The organism is Streptomyces sp. NPDC001156 (assembly GCF_053598275.1).
The window spans coordinates 1-13,479 of record NZ_JBSFJX010000207.1 but is presented as its reverse complement, the minus strand read 5'-3'; the positions used below and the strand labels follow the sequence as shown (position 1 = coordinate 13,479).

Here is a 13,479-nt window from a genome sequence, read left to right as displayed (position 1 = left end):
CAGTTCGCCACGCAGGGGTACTGGCGGCGCGTCCTCGCCGAACTGGGGACGGGGTGGCGGCACATCACCTACGACGAGCGGGCCCGCGGCAAATCGAAGCGTTCCGCCGACTATTCCTTCGAGGCGGCCGTCCGGGACGTCGATGCCGTTCTCGCGGCCCGGGGTGTGGACCGGGCGCTGCTGGTGGGCTGGTCCTACGGGGCGGTCGTCGGGGCGCACTGGGCCGGCCGGAACCCGGAGCGCACCCTGGGCGCGGTCCTGGTCGACGGCGCGAGTGGGTGCCCGGGTCCCAGCCTTCCGGTCGTGGGCTCGTCGGGGCGGCGAGGCCCGGGGTGATGGCTCCGGGTCGGATGTGCCGAGAGCCGGAAGCGGGCCAGAAAAGGACCTTGAAGTCCACTCTGAATCCTGATAGCGTTCACACCGGTAATCTGGTAGATGTGGCGGAACAGGCGAGCGACAAAAACGGCTCCCGGCTGACTGAGCGTGGGCGGGCGACTCAAGAGCGCATTTTGAGGGCCGCCGCCGACATGATGTACGTCAAGGGTGTGTCTTCCACGACCCTCGACGAGGTCAGGGCGGCCAGTGGAACGAGTAAATCCCAGCTCTACCGCCACTACCCCGACAAGGATGCGTTGGTGCGGGACGTTGTGGCGTTGCAGGCTGCAGAATTGCTCGAACGCCAGCACCAGCTACTGCGGCGGCTCAACTCCCTCCGCGGGCTGGAGCGCTGGCGGGACGCAGTGATCGAACACAACGCGCTCCGAAACGGAGCGTACGGCTGCCCGCTCGGCTCCCTTGCAAGCGAGCTTTCCGATCAGGACGAAGAGGCGCGCAAGGCGATCGCCCGGCACTTCGACACCTGGCAAGGGCTGCTCGAGGCCGGGCTCCTGCGGATGAAGGACTCGAGAGTCCTCCGTGCCGACGCGGACGCCGGAGAGCTCGCCACCGGCCTCATGGCCGCCCTTCAAGGCGGCTACCTCCTTGCCCAGACGGCCCGGGACGTCAAACCCATGAGGATCGCCCTCGACATGGCGATCGGCCACATCAGGGCCTATGCCGTACCCGCCGAGGACGGCAATCCGCCTGAAGGGGGCACGAGGGGGCGCTAAAACTGTCCGGGACGAGGCGGCGCCGAGAAGTCCCGGTGCGGCGCCACAGGCGGTTGCGTCGCGGTCTCCCTACCGGCTGGACTTCACCGTCCTCCCGGCAGGCGACCGGGGGCGTGACGGCGGGAGGACGTGTTCGTCCGCATGTCCCACTGCCCGTATGCGGCCCCAGCCGCCAACGAAAAGCGGCGGCCCCCTGCGTACAAGGCAGGTCGCCTTTCGCCGAGCTCTCCGGCTGGACGGAAGGCGGGCAGGGCGCCCGCTCGCCGCTGCATGCCTTCCTCCACGCGGAGGTCACCGAGTGGTTCGCCGACCGTCACCAGCCGCGGCTGCGCGAGCACACACCGCCGCCCGCGCTGACCTTGACGTTGTGTGAGCCTGCACGCTGTGCCATGAAGAGCTGCTCGGCCGCGGTCAGGAGCCGCAGTCCTGGCACACCAGCCCAGCGCCTGGCAGCCGGGTAGCGCGAGGTGCCAGTGGGTCTGGCCAAACAAAGAGGGGACTATTTAGTCCAGAAAATTGGGCCGATCTGCGGTACGTTTGGGGAAAGCGGTCCCTTGCGGACAGCCAAGCAACCAAGCTTCACAAGGATCCCCAAGGCGGTAGGCACCATGTATGCGGGCGTCCGGTTCTCAGTGCTCGGCCCAGTCCGGCTACACAGACAGGGGGTCGAGGCCGGAGCTGGTCAGCCGAGGCAGTGCGCCGTGCTTGCTTCACTGTTGCTCAGGGCGGGCAGGCCTGTAAGCCTCTCGAAACTGGTGGAGGACGTGTGGGGCGACGAGGCCCCACCGTCGGCCATAGGCTCCGTGCGCACCTACATCTACAGGCTCAGACAGGCACTCGGGGAGCAGAGTGACAGCTCCGTACGCCTGGTCGACGGGGGCTATCTACTGCACATCCAACCGGACGCTCTGGACCTGAACAGGTTCAAGGAGACGGCGGCAAGGGCGAGGGAGGCGCGCAGCACCGGCGACCTGGCGTCCGCGGCGAGCCTGCTGACCGCAGGCCTCGAGATGTGGAAAGGAGTGGCCCTCGCCGGAGTCCCGGGGCCGTTCGCGGCCCAGCAGCGCAGCGTCATCGGCGAGCTGCGCCTCGCCTGTGCCGAGGAGCAGCTCGCCTGCGAAGTGGAGAGAGGGCGCTACGCCGAGGCCGCCGCAGAACTGTCCGCCCTGCTTGTCGAGCACCCACTTCGAGAGCGCGTATGCAGCCTCCTCATGACCGCGCTCTATGGTGCTGGGCGGCAGTCCGAGGCCCTGACGATCTACCACACGACCAGTCACCTGCTGCGTCAACGCCTCGGCGTCAACCCGTCGCCGGAACTGCAGCAAGTCCACGAGCGCATCCTCTCCGGGCGATTCCAGCTCCCGCAAAGCGCCGACCGCCCGAAGGGCGCGCCGAAAACACCCCCGCCTCACGCCCCGGCCCAGCTCCCAGCCGCCCTGCCGAGCCTCGTCGGCCGCGAGAGAGAGCAGGAGCAGGTCGAGCGCTTGGTCGCCGATGCAGAGGTGTCGTCCTCTGTGGCCATCTGCACGGTCGGCGGTCTGGCCGGCGTCGGCAAGACAGCTTTCGCCACCACCGTCGCCCATCGTCTGGCCGACCGCTTCCCGGACGGCCAGCTCTTCGCAGACCTGCAGGGGGCCGGACCGGAGGCCGAGCCACGGGATCCCGCGCACGTGCTCGAGGACTTCCTGCAGTCCTTGGGCGTACGACCCGAGGACATACCCGAGACCGCGCAGGCACGAGGGCTCATGTTCCGCGGCTTGCTGGCCAACCGCCGAGTGCTCGTCGTGCTCGACAACGCATGGAACACGGACCAGCTAAAGCATCTCCTCCCCGGAGGCCCCGGCTCCATGGCCCTTGTCACCAGCCGCATGCAACTGCACGCGCTCGTCGCCGCCTATCAGGCGCTTCCCCTGACACTCATGCCCCTGAGCCAGACGGATGCACGGAGCCTCCTCGCGCGCCGACTCGGCGCAGGAAGGACAGCGGCCGAACCAGAGGCCGTCGACCGCATTATCCGGCTGGCCGGGCAGCTCCCCTTGGCCCTGGCCAACGTCGCCGCCCGCGCGGCCTATCGACCACAGCTGCGCCTGGCGAGCCTGGCCGACGAGTACGAGGCGCCAGAGCACAGCACCCTGGACGCCTTCGCGAGCGACGAGGACCAGGCGCTCGACGTCCGCGCGTCCATCACCCGCTCGTACCGCCTGCTCGACACGGAGACGGCGGCGCTCTTCCGCGACCTGAGCGCCTGCCCAGACCCCATGTTCGCGGCATCGCAGGTCGCGGACCTGGCCGGACGGCCCGAGTGTCGGGTCCGCCATGTCCTGTCGCGTCTCATTCGAGCGCACCTCGTCTCGGAGATCGGCCCGGGCCGATACAGCTGGAACCGGCTCGTGGCCGCATATGCAGCAGAGCAGGCAGGGCAAGGACTCCTCGACCAGGGCGAACCGGCCCGTCGGTAGGACGAGCAGGGGCCAGCATCCACGTCGTTGTCACAGGCACCCTGCGGGGACGATGCCACGGCCAGTAGCGAGACCAAGCGTTCCCGAAGAGGGAGCGCCCTGCCGACCCTCGAGCTTCTCACTGGTCACCGAGGCGGTGGACAAAGCCGGCACGCCGCCCGGCGGGCGGCGTGCGTGCGACAGCGTCCGGGGCTCAGCGCGGGTGCTGCCTTGATGGCAGCAGACCGTGCAACGGCTTTCCTGCGGCTTCTCTGCGCGGGCCGTTTGCGCGCAGTAGTGCGCAGAGGACCTGAGGCGGCGGGCAGGACGCATCCATGCAGTTTTCCGCTTCTCGCACTGCGAGGCAGCTGCGACTGGCGCCGTAGAGGCCTTGTAGAGCTGCCGTAGAGCCCGCCGTGGCAGGGTCGAGTGCATAACGGACAAGAAGTGTCGCCGCTCAATGAGGAGTAATTCGCATGGCCACTGACTTCGAAGGCAAGAAACTCGTCGTGATCGGCGGCGCCAGCGGTATGGGCTTCAAGGCCGCCGAGGACGTGATCGCGGAGGGCGGCAGTGCGGTGATCGTCGGCCGCGCGGGTCAGAAACTCGACGATGCAGTGGCGAGCCTGGCGCGCTCCGGCAGCGCATGGTCGATCGAGGCCGACCTGGCGGACTGGGACCAGGTCGTCGAGGCGCAGAAGCAGTTGGCGGAGGACCACCCCGACGCCACGCTCCTCGTCAACTCGGCGGGGTTCTTCCTGCCCAAGCTCTTCCTCGACTACGAGGTCGCGGACTATGACGCCTATCACGACCTCAACAGGGCGACCTTCGTTCTGACTCAGACCGTTGTCCGAGGCATGGTCGCCGGCGGTCAGGGCGGCGCCATCGTGAACGTGGGCAGCATGTGGGCCTACCAGGCCCTCGCCGTGACACCGTCGTCGGCCTATTCGATGGCCAAGGCCGGCTTGCACGCTCTCACGCACAACCTGGCCATGGAGCTCGCCGGCGAGGGCATCCGTGTGAACGCCGTGGCTCCCGCTGTCACCAGGACGCCCCTGTTCGGGAAGGTCTTTCCCGCGGATCAGTTGGACGGCGCGATGGAGCAGCTGAGCGGCCTGCACCCGCTCGGCCGGGTCGGCACCCCGCAGGACGTGGCCTCCGCGATCGTCTTCCTCCTCTCGTCGGCCTCGAGCTGGACCACGGGCGCCATCCTCAACGTCGACGGCGGAGTCATGGCAGGCCGCAACTAGACGTACCTCTCACGCCCCGCCCGGGGCCGCCACCCGACACTTACCCCGGGCGGGCCAGCCAAAAAGGCGTCGACCAAGGCCGCCCGCACACGAAGGAGCCCGCATGGCAGGCGATCTGAGAAGCGTGACCGATGAGACCTTTGCGGACGAGGTGCTCAAGAGCGGCAAACCTGTGCTCGTGGATTTCTGGGCCGAGTGGTGCGGGCCCTGCCGCCTTGTAGCACCGGTCCTTGAGGCGCTCGCCGCCGAGCACAGTGACAAGATCACGATCGTCCAGCTGAACGTCGACGAGAGCCCCCGCACCGCTGAAGAGTACGACGTCAGGTCCATCCCCACGCTCAACGTCTACCGGGACGGCAAGGTCGTCAAGACGGTCATCGGGGCCAAGCCCAGGCTGGCCCTGGAAGAGGACCTGCAGGAGTTTCTGAGGTGACCGGGCCCTGAAGGTGCACACGCTCGCCGCCGCGCCTGCTGCGAGACGCTGCGGCAAGCGGGCGGGTCAGGCCGGTGCTCGAGGCAGCTTCCAGCCTTTCCGGACGTACTGATTCATGTGCGCGTCCGGATGACTCCGGAGGTAGTTCTGGTACTCAGGTTCCGCCTCCCAGAACGTGCCGGACGGAACAACCTCCGTAACCAGCTTCCCCGGCCATAGTCCAGACGCGTCGGAGGCCGTGATCACAGCCCCTGCGATGCGTCGCTGCTCCTCGTCCAGGTAGAAGATGGCGGACCTGAAGGTCAAACCGATGTCGTCGCCCTGCCGGTTCAACGTGGTGGGGTCGTGGATCTGGAAGAAAAACTCCAGGATGCTGCGGTAGTCCGTCCCGGACGGGTCGTAGGTGACCTCGACCGCCTCCGCATGGTTCCCGTGGTTTCGGTATGTCGGTTCCACCGCCTCGCCGCCGGTGTAGCCAACACGGGTGCCCACGACACCCGGAAACCTGCGGAACAGCTCCCGCATGCCCCAGAAGCATCCGCCCGCCAACACGGCATGCCCCTTTGCCGGTACCACGCTGTGTTCCCCCTTCTGCAAGACCGGAATCGACTGAGCCGTCCAACACGAGACCGGCCCCGACAGACAATGCCGCCCCTTCGCCCGGTCGCGGCAGCTGGACAGTGGCCCCCGACTCTGCGGCGTCGAACCGCCGGCTCGTTCACCGTTAGCTGCCTCGACCGCGGACTCCTTACCCGGTGTCTGCAAGTGCCAGGGCCGGGAGTGCCCTGCAAGAGGTTCCGAGCCTGCCCGGGCCACGGCGCAGTCCCTTGTCCCGAGGGCTATCCCGGAACAGCCCGGACACGGTCCGAAGCCAGCCGCGGGCAGGTACACACTGCCGTCTCGGACCATCCCCCCGAGACACACGCGTACGCGCGCCACTCAGCAGCGGCGCCGAGCCGCCCAACCGAGGAGTAAGACAGCCATGACCAGTAGAGAAACGGGCCCAGCCGATGACGGTCGCGTCGAGATCGCGGACAATCCCGGCGGGCGCTTCTATGAGTTGCGCTACGGCGACCAGGCAGCGGGCCTCCTCGTCTACGAGACGGCCGGCTCGCGACGCGTGCTGACCCACACGACCATCCGGGAGGAATACCGCGGTCGGGGCTGGTCCAAGCTGCTGATTCGTTTCGCTCTCGACGACCTCACTGCCAAGGGAGTGACGATCACCAACTACTGCCCGGTGGTCGACCGGTTCATCGAGGAGAATCCCGGATACGAGCAGCTGATCGACCTCGACCACCCTGGCAACTGGGCCCGGTCTGGGAGCTAGGAATGTGGCAGGACGGCCCAAGGGGCTTCCTCGCTACTTGACTGCAGCCGGTGGCCGACCGCCCGGGCGACCATGCCGGATAGACGCCTCGTCGACACCAGGCCGCTTGAATGGCCTTCTTCCGCCGCGCCCTCTCCGAGGCGCCAGCAGCGAGATGCCGCGTGGCTCCGACGGCATGGAGGCCATGATGACTTCACCAGACGATTTCCCGTCCTACGATGACCTGGCTTCCTCCAACCCACTGCGCTCACAGGAGGAGTACGACGAGGACGAGCTGGGGGAGGACGTCCTGGACCGGGGCTACTCACCCGCGAGTGCACCCCTCGCCGTCAACGACTGGGGTGTCACCGCGAGGGAGGGCGCCTCCCACGAGGACCTCGCGCATCGGCTCAGGCGCGAGGTGGCAGAAGCCGGTGCACCGGACGGGGGAGACGGCCTGGGCGACACGATCGGCACGGACGGAGAGCTCATCGACGACCAGGTCGGCGACGAGCGCGCGGGACGCCTCCTCAGCTGGGACACGGACGTTCTCGCCGCAGGATACGACGGCGACGACTACTGGGCGCGGGACGTGGGCATCGACAACGGTGCCGCCTCCGCCGAGGAGGCGGCCGTCCACGTGGTGCCTGACACCCGAGAGGACTCCTGAGTGACCGCCTGCCCCCGGCCGGGCCAGGGGCAGGGGCGAGCCAGAACTTCCCGGCCCGGAAAGTGCTGAGCCAGGGGAGGATCCCCGGCTGTCCCTCCGCAACCGGTCGGCGGGCTGTACCTCGGCTCGCCCAGGACAGGCACATCCGCGGAAGACCCACCGTTTGCCCGGACAGCCCGCACCGTACCCCGGCCCGGCAGCAGTTGTTGGGCCAAGCACATCAAGCAGCTTCGGCAGGCGTCGGGGCCGCTCGGATCCGCCGCTGCACCCAGACCAACGGAGCGGGCTGACACCAGCCGCGGCCGGCCTGTTCGGGCGCGAAAAGAGCCAGCGACTGTGAAAACGAAGCACTTACCGCCGGAGCCCGGCACCAGCAGCCAGCGGAGAGCCCCGCCCAGCGCCGTGTGAGATTCGAGAAGGAAGCTCTCCTGCATCGACGTACCATTCCCAACCCTCTACACCGCCACCTGGCGCATCACTCGCCACGCAGCAGACGCTGAGGACCTGGTCCAGGAAGCGTACGCACGTGCGTACGCATCGTTCGACCAGTTCCGGCCGGGTACGAACTTCGGAGCCTGGATAAAGAGAATCATGGTCAACCAGCACATTTCTGCCCGTCGCAGACAGCAATGCAGACCGCGCCTGTGTCTTTCCTCCGAAGTCGAAGACCAGCAGCCGGCGCATCTCGGCGCCTACGCTTCCGGAGCGCTGAAGTCGGCCGAAGCCGATGCGCTGGAGCGCATCGTGAATCCCGACCCCACAGCAGCCTTCCGCCAGATTCCCCCTCCGCACCATCTCGCTGTGTACCTCGCTGACATCGAGGGCCTCTCCTGTCGCGAGATCGCGGAAACCATGGAGACCCCGGTGGGCACCGTGATGCCGCGCATCCACAGGTGGCACCGGCAACTGCGCTGGCTGCTGCCACAGTATGCGCCCGGGCTGCGCACAACATGACCGCCCGCTACCGGAAGGAGGACCGCAGGTCTCCTCCGCCGGGCCCGCCCACCAGCCAGGCTCCGCAGTACGGGAGAGCACGCCTCACGCCGCGCACGAGTCGCTCATCGAAATACGCCGGAAGCCCCGTCAGTGAAATTCCGGGATGTACGCACGGCGAAAGCGAAAACGGCGACTTCGCGTAGACGGCCTGTAGATAGTGCCGTGATTGGCTTAGCCGCACGAGATGACCTGGAGATTGAGGGCCATGCACTCTGCGGATGCCAGAAGAACGTGCCGCTCGGCTCCGAATGAACATGCCGGAAGCGGTGGCAGCGCTCCGGCAGCAGGGCCCGTCAAGGATCGGGCACAACTCGACCCGGAGTCCGCCGCGTGGGTAGATGCGCTCGGAGACGGCCGCGGGCCGCAGTACGAGCAGGCCTGCACGCGGCTGCATGAGCTGCTGGTGCGGATCGCCATGGACGAGGTGTTCCGTCGGGGTCCTCGTTACCGAATTGCCGGACCCGAGCTGAACGACCTTGCCCACCAGGCGGCCGCCGACGCACTGATGAAAATCACGCACAAAGTCCAGGAATTTCGAGGCGATGCCAGGTTCACTACATGGGCATTCCGATTTGTCGTACTTGAAGTGTCCAGCAAGCTAGGCCGCCATTTCTGGCGTGTTTCAAACGCCCGATTCGACTTGGACGAATGGGCGCAAGTTCCCGACCGCTCCGGCACTGACCCCGTCAGTCACTGGCAGGCGCGAGAGCTCGTCGAGGCCGTACGCGACGCAGTCGAGACGGCACTGAGCGCCCACCAGCGGCAGGTCTTCACCGCCGTCGTCAACGGTGTCCCCCTGGAAACGCTCGCCAGCGAGCTGGAGACGAACCGGAATGCGCTCTACAAGACGATGTTTGATGCCCGCAAGAAACTGCGAGCCCAGCTGATAGCCAGCGGACACCTCAGCGGCGCAGGCTGATGCGGCGGCGACCACGTCGGCCCGGGCAACGCTGACCGGGGTGCCCACATCGCGGCCACACACAGCCCGGGCCCGGCAGCCCCCAGGACGGTCAAGAGAGGCTGCGCCGCCAGGAGTTCACGGGGCACAGGAGCGGCAGGCGTCAGGCGACGTTCGCAGCGCACTCGCAACGGCCGCCGAGCCGACGGCCTGGCGGCGCACGGCACCGCGATCCATGACATTTCGATTTGCCGACGTAAGAAGCTGGCGCCGCCCGCAGCTAAGGGGACATGGGCCACGACCAAGGCCGCATGCGTACGCACAACTGCTCGGCAGGCCGTCCAGGGCGCCCCGCGATGCGTATACAGGCCACGCGCCCCTGGCGGCCACGGCCGCCGGCTTCGGGTGTGCGAGGTCCGGGCCCACGGATTGGACCTGGCACCAAACAGGTGAGGAGACCACCACGAGCCCGTCCCTGGGGCGGCGGCCCTTTCGGGCAGCGGCTCCGGCCCCAAGGAGGTACGTCGTGACGGACAGGATCCAGCAAGCGAAAGCCGAGGCCTTCCGAGCGCTGCACGAGGAGGGCACACTCGTCCTCCCGAACGCCTGGGACGCAGGGAGCGCCGTCCTCATCGCCCGGGCTGGCGCGGAAGCCCTGGGCGCCACCAGCGCTGGCGTGTCGTGGGCTCAGGGCCACCCCGATGGCCAGATCCTCACAGCAGGTATCGCCCCTGATTTGATGCGAGCTGGCAGAGGTGTGCGCCGTGCGCTGACCGAAGCCCTGCGCGAAGCTGTCCGCAGCGGCCACCTGGCCCCGGGGACACGGCTGCCCTCCTCCCGCCAGCTCGCCACCGACCTCGGCCTTTCCCGCAACACCGTGGCCGACGCCTACGCCGACCTCGTCGCCGAAGGATGGCTCACCGCCCGCAGAGGCTCGGGCACACTCGTGGCAGACAGGATGATCACTCGGCCGATCATGTCGCGCTCGGCCGACGACCCATCCGGCGGCCCTTGCCACGACCTGATCCCAGGCAGCCCCGACCTCGCCACCTTTCCTCGTGCAGCCTGGCTGAAGGCCACACGCCGCGCCCTGTGCGCTGCCCCCGACGACGCGCTTGGCTACGGCGACCCCCGCGGCCGGCCGGAACTAAGGGCCGCACTCGCAGACCATCTCGCCCGAGCCCGGGGCGTGTACGTGAGTCCGGAGCACATACTGATCTGCGCCGGCGTCTCCCACGGCCTGCAGATCCTGAGTGGAGTCCTGGCCGGGCGGGGGGCGAGGAACATCGCCGTCGAGTCCTACGGCCTAGACAGGCACTGGGGCCTGCTGGAGGCTGCCGGGCTGAACACCCTCCCGCTTCCCTTGGACATCCACGGGACCGACCCGGTGCCGCCTGTCGGCACCGACGCGGTCCTACTCACACCAGCTCACCAGTTCCCCGTGGGCACGGCGCTGCAGCGCGACCGCCGGACGGCTGTCGTGGACTGGGCCAGACGGACCGGCGGGCTGGTATTGGAGGATGACTACGACGGTGAGTTCCGGTTCGACCGTCAGTCCGTCGGCGCGCTCCAAGGACTCGACCCCGACTGCGTGGTCTACCTGGGTACCGCCAGCACGACCCTTGCTCCTGGCCTGCGGCTGGCCTGGATCGCGCTGCCTCCCAGGCTCGCTGAGGAAACTGTGGCGGCCAAGGGGCAGATCGACTCGTGCGAGGTACTCAGCCAGCTGACGATGGCGGAATTCATCACCTCCGGCGCCTACGACCATCACGTACGTGCTGCCCGTCGGCGCTACCGCGATCGACGAGACGCTCTCGTCACAGCCCTGGCCCAGCACGCCCCAAAGGTGCGCGTCATCGGGACAGCGGCTGGCCTGCACACCGTGCTCGGTTTGCCGCCCGGGACCGAGCAGCGGGTCCTTCAGTCGACAGCACGGCAAGGCCTCAAAGTGGCTGGCCTGTCCCGATACCGCCATGAACGGTCCCTGAGCGCCATGGCCGATGCCCTCGTCGTTGGATACGGGGTGCCCTCCGACGCCGCGTGGCCTCAGGAACTCTCCGCACTCGTGCGGATCCTTTCCTGACGCGCCCCTGAGCAGACGGGCGCCCGGGCGCTGCCCGGGGTCCCCACCGGGTGGGTTCCTCGGCCGCCCAACGCGCGATGTGCAGGTATGGAGCCCGCACTGCAACAAGCAACTGGTCGTATTCAGCACGCTCGACGAGCGCCTCTTCCACGGTGCCGTCCGGCTGCTTCCGCCGCTGGATCCTGGTTCGGAACGCTCCTTGCACGCGGTGGCATCGCCGGGCGGCAAGTCCAGGGAGGCGATGCCTGGATGGTGTATCTCCAGGTCGGACCAGAAGTTCCTGGTCAGGTTGCGGGCGAGGTTGGGCGAGGCTGTCGAGACCGCACCCGCGGGGGCACGATCACGGCAATCTGCCCCTTTATGGTCGACTACCTCTCGCGAACGACCGCCTATGCCGATCGGGTCGACGCCCGACACCCGGGCTACTCCGATCGTGCTGCTGCCGAGTCGGCGCGGGTGGAGGTCGGTGGCTGAGGCTACCGGGCCGCAATCAGGAGTCCCCTCGGACGAGCCTCATCGCGGCCTCACGACGTGCTGCCTCGAGCTAACGGTGGCGGAGTACAGCGACCCAGCCGCAGGCCAGGGTGATTCGGGCACAGCTGGCCAACGGCGATGAGCTCACCTCCCGCATGGCGTCAAGACACGGGTAAGAAGCGGGGTCCACCCGACGCCAACCACTGGCCGAACGCGCGAGCTGGCTCTGACTGAAGGTCGAACACATGAAGATCGCTGTTATCGGCGGGACCGGGCTTATCGGATCGCAGGTGGTGAAGATCCTGAACGCGGGCGGGCACGAGGCGGTGCCACACTCGTCGTCCACCGGACTGGACCTGTTGAGCGGGAAGGGCTTGCCCGAGGCGTTGGCGGGAGCCGATGCCGTCGTGAACCTGACGGACTCGCCGACCTTCGATGAGGCCTCGCCCCCGTTCTTCCAGACGACGATGGACAACCTGCTGCCGGCCGCCAAGTCCGCCGGCGTCGGCCACGCGGTGGTCCTCTCGATTGTCGGCGCCGACCTGGTGCCGGACCTGGTGTATTACCGCGCCAAGGTGCTGCAGGAGGACATCCTCAAGGCCGGCCCCGTGCCGTACTCGATCGTCCGCGCCACCCAGTTCTTCGAGTTCATGGACGCGGTGATGTCGTGGACCTCCGACGACAAGACCGTCCGCCTGCCCGCCACGCGCATCCAGCCCATGGCCTCGGCCGACGTCGCCCAGGCCGTGGCCGAGGTCTGCGTGGGAGCCCCGCTGCGCGGCACCCGCAACGTCGCCGGCCCCGAGGTCTTCACGCTCGACGAGCTGGGCCGGATCACTCTGGCCGCCCGTGGCGACCAACGCACCGTCGTCACCGACAACAACGCGGGCAAATACGCCATTGCCTCGAGTGACGTTCTCATCGCCAAGGGCGACGCCGTCATCGCCAAGGCCACCTATCGGGCCTGGCTCGCGCGGTGACTGAGACGGCGCCCGCACGACCTCCGTGGTGTGGGCCCCCGACCGTACGGTCGACCGGTCAGGCCGGGACGGACACCGCCGTGTTCTTCTCCGGGTCGAAAGGCCACACGCGTTTGTCTTAAATCCGCCTATTAGCTCCCCCGACAGAAAGTGTGACAATGACGATCAACCTCGGGGCCGAGGCGTCGGCCCGTGAAGAGAACAACGCTGCGCTCATCGCTGCTTTGAACGAGGCAAGTCTTAGCGAGGTGGAATCCAGCTGGGAGCTCGACGTGCTCAACGACGCGGAGCACGGTCGCTGGATCGCCGCCCTCGGTGATGAAGCGATCGCTGAGCTCTCGTACCGGTTCGTGGGCGGTCGCGTTGTGCTGCTGACGACGTGGGTCGACCCCGCCTACCGCAAAAATCGGGTGGCCACAGAGCTCGTCTCTCGCGTGCTGGACGAGATCCGCGAGAGCGGGAAGAAAATCACCATCATCTGCCCGGTCGTGGGTGAGTTCATCGACCGTAACCCCGCGTACGCCGACCTCATCGATAAGGCCCATCCCGGCGCCGGCGCCTACCCCAAGCACAAACCCGCTGAAGGCGGTCACGACGAGGAGCTCACCGCGATCGAGCACGACCTGGCGTAGCCGTCCGGCGTTCAGACGTGGTTGCCTGTCACGGCATACGAAGCGCGCGACATGTATACCGCAGCACGGCCAGGAAGGTAGGTAGCTAGCTGAGCTAGCTGACGGGTCATTCGCCCTAAGAGTCATCCCGTGATGGGATGCCGGCCGACCAGTTCCTGTTCGGGTGCGCCGCCTGTGGGCGGTGCGTTCCCTACTGGGGCGACTGTT

13 protein-coding genes are annotated in these 13,479 nt (G+C 67.7%); 12 read left to right on the top strand and 1 reads right to left on the bottom strand.

Translation table 11 applies throughout. The annotated features are described in order from the left end of the window. The 5 genes from ACWDA7_RS43135 to trxA all read left to right on the top strand — a co-directional run. A partial coding sequence (locus tag ACWDA7_RS43135) for an alpha/beta fold hydrolase (RefSeq protein WP_450612364.1) occupies positions 1-336 on the top strand: 336 nt, incomplete at its 5' end. Positions 337-386: 50 nt separating this feature from the next. Next, complete coding sequence (locus ACWDA7_RS43130; RefSeq protein WP_450612363.1) at positions 387-1,109, top strand: TetR/AcrR family transcriptional regulator; 723 nt, start codon at positions 387-389, stop codon at positions 1,107-1,109. Positions 1,110-1,810: 701 nt separating this feature from the next. Beyond that, on the top strand, positions 1,811-3,568 hold the full coding sequence (locus tag ACWDA7_RS43125; RefSeq protein WP_450612361.1) for a BTAD domain-containing putative transcriptional regulator: 1,758 nt from the start codon (positions 1,811-1,813) through the stop codon (positions 3,566-3,568). A 455-nt stretch (positions 3,569-4,023) separates the two neighbouring features. Then, entirely contained in the window at positions 4,024-4,797 is a 774-nt protein-coding gene (locus ACWDA7_RS43120; RefSeq protein WP_351365691.1) for an SDR family NAD(P)-dependent oxidoreductase, read from the top strand. Between the two features lie 103 nt (positions 4,798-4,900). Beyond that, positions 4,901-5,230 (top strand): thioredoxin, encoded by a 330-nt coding sequence (gene trxA / locus ACWDA7_RS43115; protein ID WP_450612358.1) that lies wholly within the window; start codon positions 4,901-4,903, stop codon positions 5,228-5,230. 66 nt (positions 5,231-5,296) lie between these two features. On the opposite strand, the gene msrA is transcribed toward trxA, so the two are convergent. Next, entirely contained in the window at positions 5,297-5,806 is a 510-nt protein-coding gene (gene msrA / locus ACWDA7_RS43110) for a peptide-methionine (S)-S-oxide reductase MsrA (RefSeq protein ID WP_450612356.1), read from the bottom strand. A 406-nt stretch (positions 5,807-6,212) separates the two neighbouring features. On the opposite strand from msrA, the gene ACWDA7_RS43105 reads away from it, so the two are divergent. The 7 genes from ACWDA7_RS43105 to ACWDA7_RS43075 all read left to right on the top strand — a co-directional run bounded on the left by ACWDA7_RS43105 (position 6,213) and on the right by ACWDA7_RS43075 (position 13,272). After that, positions 6,213-6,560, top strand: a complete 348-nt coding sequence (locus ACWDA7_RS43105; protein WP_450612354.1) for a GNAT family N-acetyltransferase — start codon at positions 6,213-6,215, stop codon at positions 6,558-6,560. A 184-nt stretch (positions 6,561-6,744) separates the two neighbouring features. Then, positions 6,745-7,209, top strand: a complete 465-nt coding sequence (locus ACWDA7_RS43100; RefSeq protein ID WP_450612352.1) for a DUF5709 domain-containing protein — start codon at positions 6,745-6,747, stop codon at positions 7,207-7,209. A gap of 432 nt (positions 7,210-7,641) precedes the next feature. Then, positions 7,642-8,163, top strand: coding sequence for a sigma-70 family RNA polymerase sigma factor (locus ACWDA7_RS43095; protein ID WP_450612366.1), 522 nt, complete (start codon positions 7,642-7,644; stop codon positions 8,161-8,163). Between the two features lie 247 nt (positions 8,164-8,410). Next, positions 8,411-9,124, top strand: a complete 714-nt coding sequence (locus ACWDA7_RS43090; RefSeq protein ID WP_450612350.1) for a sigma-70 family RNA polymerase sigma factor — start codon at positions 8,411-8,413, stop codon at positions 9,122-9,124. 505 nt (positions 9,125-9,629) lie between these two features. Continuing rightward, positions 9,630-11,186: a MocR-like pyridoxine biosynthesis transcription factor PdxR gene (pdxR, locus tag ACWDA7_RS43085; RefSeq protein WP_450612348.1), complete on the top strand. Its 1,557-nt coding sequence runs from the start codon at positions 9,630-9,632 to the stop codon at positions 11,184-11,186. 719 nt (positions 11,187-11,905) lie between these two features. Then, positions 11,906-12,640, top strand: coding sequence for an SDR family oxidoreductase (locus tag ACWDA7_RS43080; RefSeq protein ID WP_450612346.1), 735 nt, complete (start codon positions 11,906-11,908; stop codon positions 12,638-12,640). A 158-nt stretch (positions 12,641-12,798) separates the two neighbouring features. Then, a complete protein-coding gene (locus ACWDA7_RS43075) occupies positions 12,799-13,272 on the top strand; it encodes a GNAT family N-acetyltransferase (protein WP_450612344.1) in 474 nt (157 codons plus the stop codon). The last annotated feature ends 207 nt before the right edge of the window (positions 13,273-13,479 follow it).